Source organism: Leclercia sp. EC_58 (assembly GCF_019584355.1).
GTDB lineage: Bacteria > Pseudomonadota > Gammaproteobacteria > Enterobacterales > Enterobacteriaceae > Enterobacter.
Genome location: NZ_VDAM01000006.1, coordinates 1 through 1,650, shown reverse-complemented (window position 1 = coordinate 1,650; position 1,650 = coordinate 1). Strand labels below are relative to the sequence as shown.

Genomic DNA, 1,650 nt, shown 5'->3' with positions numbered 1-1,650 from the left:
CAAGGCTGGGACGGAAGTCACTGTCGTTCTCAAAATCGGTGGAGCTGCATGACAAGGTCATCGGGCATTATCTGAACATAAAACACTATCAGTAAGTTGGAGTCATTACCCGAAAAACACATAATATCCTACCGGATCGCCAGCATACTCAGGCTCCTTCCGCAGCATAAGCATCAAGCAGAGAAGTTTCACATTAGGTTAAATTGTGATTTACATCACAGATCAACTCTTTATAATCGCTGAAAAATTACGCAGCACACTTTAACGGCAGGGATGAGATGTCTCCCTGCCGTTTTTTTATGCCCCTTTTATCGCGCGGGCGCTGCCCCAATACGACGCAGCGCGTCCTGCACTTCCTGAAGACCAAAAACATCTTCCTGAGGGCCCTTCTTTCCGGCCAGGCTGCAGACCGTAAAGACCGTGTTGGATGCGGTTAACCGTTCAAGGTGCAGCGCCTGAAGGGCCACAATAACCAGCGTCCGATCTTCGTCTGTCAGTTCTTCGAGTCGCATATTGTTTCCTTACGTTTTATGTTCATATCATGACCGCCCCTTTGACTTTTTCTCATCAAAAGCCAAGAGAACTCCGACACAGATCAACGAGGCGTAGCAGATCTGCATCGCGATAGTCACCGGGAGGGCAACTTTTTCGATAAGCAGAAGTGGAACGACCATGAGCACGCCCAGTAAGATCATCCCTCTTCCCGTTTTTTTTATCAGCTCCGGCCACTGTTGTTCGGGGATCGCCCTTGCGCGCAGTATTCGTGTGATTAGTTGTTCTGCGGTACGTTTGACCAGGGACATGCATGCTCCTTATTAAAACATTCTCTTCATATTCTTTCTGATAGTGCTTTTGTCATCATCTTCAGGCCTGGCGGTCAGGGGGACAGCCTCAACCTTTACCGGGGCAGTAACAGGTACCGGAACTTCAGCCACCTGAGCAATAATGGCATGGAGTTCGTGTACCGTTGCCGGCGGAACCGGCAGACTGGCCAGCAGACGCGGGAGCCGGGCATCAAGAGTATGAAGCGCAAGGCCGGTCACAATGACACTACGCAGCAGCTGGCCACGTAGCCGGGAAACTGCACCATCAAGAAGAGGTTCAACCCGCTGCGCACTCTGCGCATCGGGCAGTAACAGGGTAAAACGCCGGCGTTCGCCATCCACATTCGCTTCGGTAACCGGCCCGGTTATCACCGGAACCTTTCTGTTTTCCTGCGCATATATAAGGGAATATTCTCCTGATACAACAGCTAAAAGTCCGCATAACTGGTCTGTGCCCAGCTGGCCATCAAACAGGGCTGTCACCAGCTCCGGCAGCCGGGCATCCACCCTGTAAAGCACGCAGCCAGCAATTGCCGCCGTGCGAATAAAATCGCCCCGCAGTGGCTGGGAGATGGAAGCGATAGTGGCCATCGCGGCCACGTCAGTACGATCATCCGGGCACTGTTGCAAAGTTAGCGATGAGGCAGCCTTTTGTCTTATTCAAAGGCCTTACATTTCAAAAACTCTGCTTACCAGGCGCATTTCGCCCAAGGGATCACCATAATAAAATGCTGAGGCCTGGCCTTTGCGTAGTGCACGCATCACCTCAATACCTTTGATGGTGGCGTAAGCCGTCTTCATGGATTTAAATCCCAGCGTGGCGCCG

The 1,650-nt window shown here is 51.8% G+C and carries 4 protein-coding genes and 1 pseudogene; 1 reads left to right on the top strand and 4 read right to left on the bottom strand.

From position 1 onward, the window contains the following. On the top strand, positions 1 to 95 hold a 95-nt coding region (locus tag FHC51_RS22445), incomplete at its 5' end, for an IS1 family transposase (protein WP_000306640.1). A 213-nt stretch (positions 96 to 308) separates the two neighbouring features. On the opposite strand, the gene FHC51_RS22440 is transcribed toward FHC51_RS22445, so the two are convergent. The 4 genes and pseudogenes from FHC51_RS22440 to FHC51_RS22425 all read right to left on the bottom strand — a co-directional run. Next, the gene (locus tag FHC51_RS22440; protein ID WP_104677983.1) at positions 309 to 512 is read right to left on the bottom strand and encodes a hypothetical protein; all 204 of its coding nucleotides are present in this window, start codon (positions 510 to 512) and stop codon (positions 309 to 311) included. Positions 513 to 539: 27 nt separating this feature from the next. Beyond that, a complete protein-coding gene (locus FHC51_RS22435; RefSeq protein WP_104677982.1) occupies positions 540 to 803 on the bottom strand; it encodes a hypothetical protein in 264 nt (87 codons plus the stop codon). Between the two features lie 12 nt (positions 804 to 815). Next, complete coding sequence (locus tag FHC51_RS22430) at positions 816 to 1,415, bottom strand: plasmid partitioning/stability family protein (RefSeq protein ID WP_104677996.1); 600 nt, start codon at positions 1,413 to 1,415, stop codon at positions 816 to 818. A gap of 78 nt (positions 1,416 to 1,493) precedes the next feature. Then, positions 1,494 to 1,650, bottom strand: a pseudogene (locus FHC51_RS22425) (IS6 family transposase); the annotation flags it as partial.